This window comes from Embleya sp. NPDC025285 (assembly GCF_055558835.1).
The window spans coordinates 1-6,062 of the sequence record NZ_JBVHLU010000222.1; the positions used below are offsets into that span (position 1 = coordinate 1).

The window sequence follows — 6,062 nt, forward strand, 5'->3', positions numbered from 1 at the left end:
AGCACCTGGTCTCCGTCGCCGCCCACAACGCACCCCACGCCACCGTCATCTCAGGCGACCGCGAACTCTGCCTCCACATCGCCGAACAAGCCCGCACGGCCGGTCACAAGACCAAGGAACTCAAGGTCAGCCACGCATTCCACTCACCCCACATGGAGCCGATCCTCTCCGAGTTCCACGCCGTGGCCGCCGACCTGACCTACCACTCCCCCCACACGCCCCTGATCTCCAACACCACCGGCACCATCGCCACCACCGAACAACTCACCGACCCCACCTACTGGACCAACCACATCCGCCACGCCGTGCACTTCCACGACGGCGTCACCACCCTCCACCACCAAAACGTCACCACCTACCTCGAACTCGGCCCCGACACCACCCTCACCACCCTCGCCCGGGACACCGTCGAAAGCCTGCGATCGGGTGGCCCTGCCGAGGAGGCGTCGTCCGACTTCATCCCGACCCTGCGCCGCAAGCACCCGGAAGCCCCGGTCCTGATCACCGCCGTCGCACAGGCCCGGCTGGGCACGAGCACCGCGGATTGGGGCACCCTGCTCGACGCCGACGGCCCGATCGTCGAGGATCTGCCCACCTACGCGTTCCAGCACGAGCCGTATTGGCTCCAGGCACGGGCGGATACCGATGTCGCCGCCGCCGGGCTGGACGCGAGCGACCACCCGCTCCTCGCCGCCGCCCTCCCCCTCGCCGACAACGACGGACTCATCCTCACCGGACGCCTCTCCCGCACCACCCACCCCTGGCTCACCGACCACACCGTCCTCGACACCACCCTGCTCCCCGGCACCGCCTTCCTCGACCTCGCCCTGCACGTCGCCGAGCACTTCGGCCACGACGGCGTCGAGGAACTGACGCTGCACGCGCCGCTCGTGCTGCCGGACACCGGAAGCGTGCAGATCCAGGTCGCGGTGGGCGAGGCGGACGACTCGGACCGACGGACGGTGACCATCCACTCCCGGTCCGAGCAGTCCGAGGCGGGCGGTGACGACGGTCAGGCGTGGACCGTGCACGCGTCCGGGGTGGTCACCTCGTGGGACATCGACGAACCCGAGCCGGCCGGCGAAGGCGTCTCCTCGGCCTGGCCGCCGCCGGAGGCCACCGCCGTGGACGTCGACGCGCTGTACGACACGCTCGGCGCCGCCGGTCTCGGGTACGGACCCGCCTTCCAGGGATTGCACGCGGTGTGGCGGCTGGGCGACGACCGCCTCTACGCGGAGGTGCGCCTGCCCGAGGAGATCGAGCCCGCCGGATTCGGCCTGCACCCGGCCCTCCTGGACGCAGCGCTGCACCCGCTCGCCTTCGCCGCGCTCGCCGACGAACCCGACCGCGTGCCGCTCCCGTTCACCTGGACCGGGGCTCGCCTGCACCGGACGGGTCGGCCCGGTCCGAGCACCCTTCGGGTCCGGCTCACGACCGTCCGGAACACCGCCGCGCTCACCCTCACCGACACCGACGACAAGCTCGTCGCCACGATCGACACCCTTGCGCTGCGCCCGTACACCGCGCGGCCGGCGAGCGACGAACATCTCCACCACGTCGAGTGGAGGCGCGCGGCCGAAGTCGGGGACGCGAACGATTCCGGCTGGACGCTGCTGGCGCCGAAGACCGACCCGCTCGCCCCGGACGCGGCGGCGACCCACGCCGACCTCGCGGCGTTCCAGGCCGGCCTGGATCGGCACACACCCGCCCCGGCGACCGTGGTCGCGGTGATCGTCTCCCACGTCGGCGACCGGGTGGCGAGCGTGCACGCCACCACCCGGGACACCCTGGCGCTGCTCCAGGCCTGGTCGGCCGACGAACGTCTGGCCGACACCCGCCTGGTCCTGGTCACCCGCGACGCCGTCGCCACCCGTTCGGACGAGGATCCGCACGATCTGGCCGCCGCCGCGCAATGGGGCCTGGTCCGTACGGCGCAGACCGAGCACCCGGATCGATTCGTGCTGGTCGACCTCGACGGGCACGAAGCCTCCCGGCTCGCGTTCGGCGCGGCGTTGGCCTCCGGCGAGCCGCAACTCGCGGTGCGGGCGGGAGCGGTACTGGTACCCCGGTTGGTGCGCTCCGGCGCGGTCGGGGCAGGGCACGTCACGCCGCCCGCCGCCGGAGGGACGGTGCTGATCACCGGTGGTACCGGCGCCTTGGGTCGGCTGGTCGCCCGGCACCTGATCACCGAATACGGCGTCGGACACCTGCTGTTGGCGAGCCGCCGCGGCCCGGACGCCGACGGCGCCGCGGAACTTGCCGCCGAACTCGGTTCGCCGACCGTACGGATCACCATCGCCGCGTGCGACACGGCCGACCGCGCGGCCCTGGCCGCCCTGTTGCGCACCATCCCCGCCGAGCACCCCCTGACGGCCGTCGTGCACGCCGCCGGCACCGTGCGGGACGCCACCCTGGGCGCGCTCACCGACGAGCACGTCGACGTGGTCCTGCGGCCCAAGGTGGACGGCGCCTGGCACCTGCACGAACTCACCCGCGACCTCGACCTCACCCATTTCGTCCTGTACTCGTCGGTAAGCGCGACGCTGGGCACCGCCGGCCAGGGCAACTACGCGGCGGCCAACGCCTTCCTGGACGCGCTGGCCCAGCACCGCCGGGCGCACGGGCTGCCCGCCACCTCGCTCGGCTGGGGCCTGTGGGCCGAACACAGCGCGATGACCGGCCACCTCGACGCCGCCGACCTCGGGCGCATGTCCCGGGTCGGGATCACGCCGATGGGCGGCGAGGAGGGGCTCGGCCTGTTCGACGCCGCACTGCGTGCCGGCCACGCGACGGCCGTGCCCGCCCGCCTGGACCCGGCCGCGCTGCGCGCCCAGGCGAGCGCCGGGACGACCCCCGCCATCCTGCGCGGCCTGGTCCGCGTACCGGCCAAACGAACCCGGCGCGAGGCCGAGGGCAACGATCCGACTGCGCTTCGGGCACGGCTCGCCGCTTCGGCCGAGCCCGAGCAGGGCCGGTTGTTGCTCGAACTCGTCCGCGCCGAGGCCGCCGCCGTGCTCGGACACCCCACGCCCGACACCATCGACGCGTCGCGAGGTTTCCTCGACCTGGGCTTCGACTCCCTCATCGCCGTCGAATTCCGCAACCGCCTCGGCGGTGCGACCGGGTTGCGGCTGCCGACCACGCTGGTCTTCGACCACCCGACCATCCATGCGCTCTCCGGCTACCTGCGCAGCCGACTCGCGCCGACCTCCCAGTCGGCCGGTCCAGCCGATTCGCTGCTCGCCGAACTGGACCGGTTGAACGCCGTGTTCGCCTCGCTGACCGCAACCGGCGGGACCGGGTTCGACCACCATTCGGCGGTCACCGGCCGGCTGCAAACCCTGCTCCGCACCTGGAACGGCACCACCCGCACGGGCGACGGCGCCGACGACGACCTCGCCTCGGCGACGGACGACGAGCTGTTCGAGGCCCTCGACAACGAACTCTGAGCAGACCCGCGCCGACCCGTCCCACGACCACTGGCTGCCTCAAGGGGGCTGACTTCGCATGACGACCACGAACGAGCAGAAGCTTCGCGACTACCTCAAGCGCGCGACCACCGACCTGCGCCAGGCACGGCGCCGGCTCCAGGAGCTTGAGACCAAGGCGCAGGAGCCGATCGCGATCGTCGCGATGAGCTGCCGCTACCCGGGCGGCGTCCGGACACCGGAGGACCTGTGGCGGCTGGTGGCCGAAGGCACCGACGCCATCGGCGATTTCCCGACCGAGCGCGGCTGGGACCTGGACGGGCTGTACGACGCGGACCCGGATCGGGTCGGCAGCTCGTACACGAATCGGGGCGGCTTCCTGCACGACGCGGACGGGTTCGACCCGGAGTTCTTCGGGATCAGTCCGCGCGAGGCGCTCGCCACCGACCCGCAGCACCGGCTGCTCCTGGAGACCGCGTGGGAGGCGTTCGAGCGCGCGGGGATCGAACCGACCTCGCTGCGCGGCAGCCGTACCGGCGTGTTCGCGGGCGTGATGTACAACGACTACGGGTCGCGGCTGCACGCGAACGTTCCGGACGGCTTCGAGGGTTACCTGGTCGCGGGCAGCGCGGGCAGCATCGCGTCCGGCCGGGTGTCCTACACCTTCGGCCTCGAAGGCCCGGCCGTCACCGTGGACACCGCGTGCTCGTCGTCGTTGGTCGCACTGCACCTGGCGGCGCACGCGCTGCGGCAGGGGGAATGCTCGCTCGCACTGGCGGGCGGGGTCACCGTGATGGCCACCCCGGCAACGTTCGTCGAATTCAGCCGGCAGCGTGGTCTCGCCGCCGACGGCCGCTGCAAGGCGTTCGCGTCCGCCGCGGACGGTACCGGCTGGAGCGAGGGTGCCGGACTGCTGCTGCTGGAACGACTGTCGGACGCCCGGCGCAACGGGCACCCGGTATTGGCGGTGCTGCGCGGTTCGGCGGTCAACCAGGACGGCGCCAGCAGCCAACTGACCGCCCCCAACGGGCCGTCCCAGCAGCGGGTGATCCGCCAGGCGCTGGCCGACGCGGGGCTGACGCCGGATCAGGTCGACGCGGTGGAGGCTCACGGCACCGGGACCAGGCTCGGCGACCCGATCGAGGCACACGCGCTGCTGGAGGCGTACGGCATCGATCGGCCCGCGGAACTGCCGCTGCGGCTCGGCTCGATCAAGTCGAACATCGGCCACACCCAGGCGGCGGCGGGTGTCGCGGGCGTGATCAAGATGGTCGAGGCGATCCGGCACGGCGTGCTGCCCAAGACATTGCACGTGGACGAGCCGTCATCGCACGTGGACTGGACCGCCGGCGCGGTCACCCTGCTGACCGAGGCCGAACCGTGGCCCGAGACCGACCACCCGCGCCGGGCCGGCGTCTCGTCGTTCGGGATCAGCGGCACCAACGCCCACGTGATCATCGAGCAGGCCGACGCGGAGCCGACCGGGCCCGGGGCCGGGATCGGAAACGGGGCCGGGGCCGGGGTCGGGAACGGGAACGAAGCCGGGACCGGGGCCGGGAACGGGAACGAAGCCGGGACCGGGGCCGGGATTGCGAACAAAACCGGGACCGACACCAACTCCCAGTCCGGCAGCGACTCCGGCACCGGGACGGTTGCGGCCACCACCGGGCAGGCGGCGATCACGACCGCCGGGAGTGCTACGACCGACATCGCTCCGCGACCGGTCCCGTGGGTGCTCTCGGCCCGTACTCCGCACGCGCTGCGCGATCAGGCGCGCCGGTTGCACGCCCACATCGAGGCGAACCCGGAGGCCGATGTGGCTGCCGTGGCACGGGCGTTGGCGACCGGGAGGACCAGCTTCGACCACCGGGCGGCCGTGGTCGCCGGGGATCGGGACGGCTTCCTGGCCGGACTGCTCGGTCTCGCCGACAACCGCACCGGAGCCTCGGTCGTGCAAAACCGGTACGCGCCGGGCAAGGGTGCGACGGCGTTCATGTACACCGGACAGGGCAGCCAACGACCCGGCATGGGCACCGAACTGCGCGCCGCGTACCCGGTGTTCGCCGACGCCTTCGACGAGGCCGTGGCCCACCTCGACCCACACCTGGACCGACCCCTCCGGGAAGTGATCGACCACCACCCCAAACTCCTCAACCAGACCCGCTACACCCAACCCGCACTCTTCGCCCTCCAAACCGCACTGCACCACCTGCTGGCCCACCACGGCGTGACCCCCGACTACCTCATCGGCCACTCCATCGGCGAACTCACCGCCGCCCACCTCGCCGGAGTCCTCACCCTCCCCGACGCCGCCACCCTCGTCACCACACGCGCCCGCCTCATGCAGAGCGCACCCACCCTCGGCACGATGATCGCGATCAACGCCGCGCCGAGCGAGCTGGCCGAACTGCTGGCCGGACACGAGGCCCTGGTCTCGATCGCCGCCCACAACGCACCTCGGGCCACGGTGATCTCGGGCGACCACGGCGCCTGCCTGCACATCGCCGGACAGGCCCGCGCGGCAGGCCACAAGACCAAGGAACTCAAGGTCAGCCACGCATTCCACTCACCCCACATGGACCCCATCCTCGACGAGTTCCACACAATCGCGAGCACCCTCACCTACCACCCCCC

2 protein-coding genes are annotated in these 6,062 nt (G+C 72.2%); both read left to right on the plus strand.

Going from position 1 to position 6,062, the window contains the following annotated elements; all coding sequences use genetic code 11:
- The coding region (locus ACZ4FV_RS51460; protein WP_465328316.1) for a type I polyketide synthase at window positions 1-3,449 on the plus strand (3,449 nt) is incomplete at its 5' end.
- 58 nt (window positions 3,450-3,507) lie between these two features.
- The coding region (locus ACZ4FV_RS51465) for a type I polyketide synthase (RefSeq protein WP_465328318.1) at window positions 3,508-6,062 on the plus strand (2,555 nt) is incomplete at its 3' end.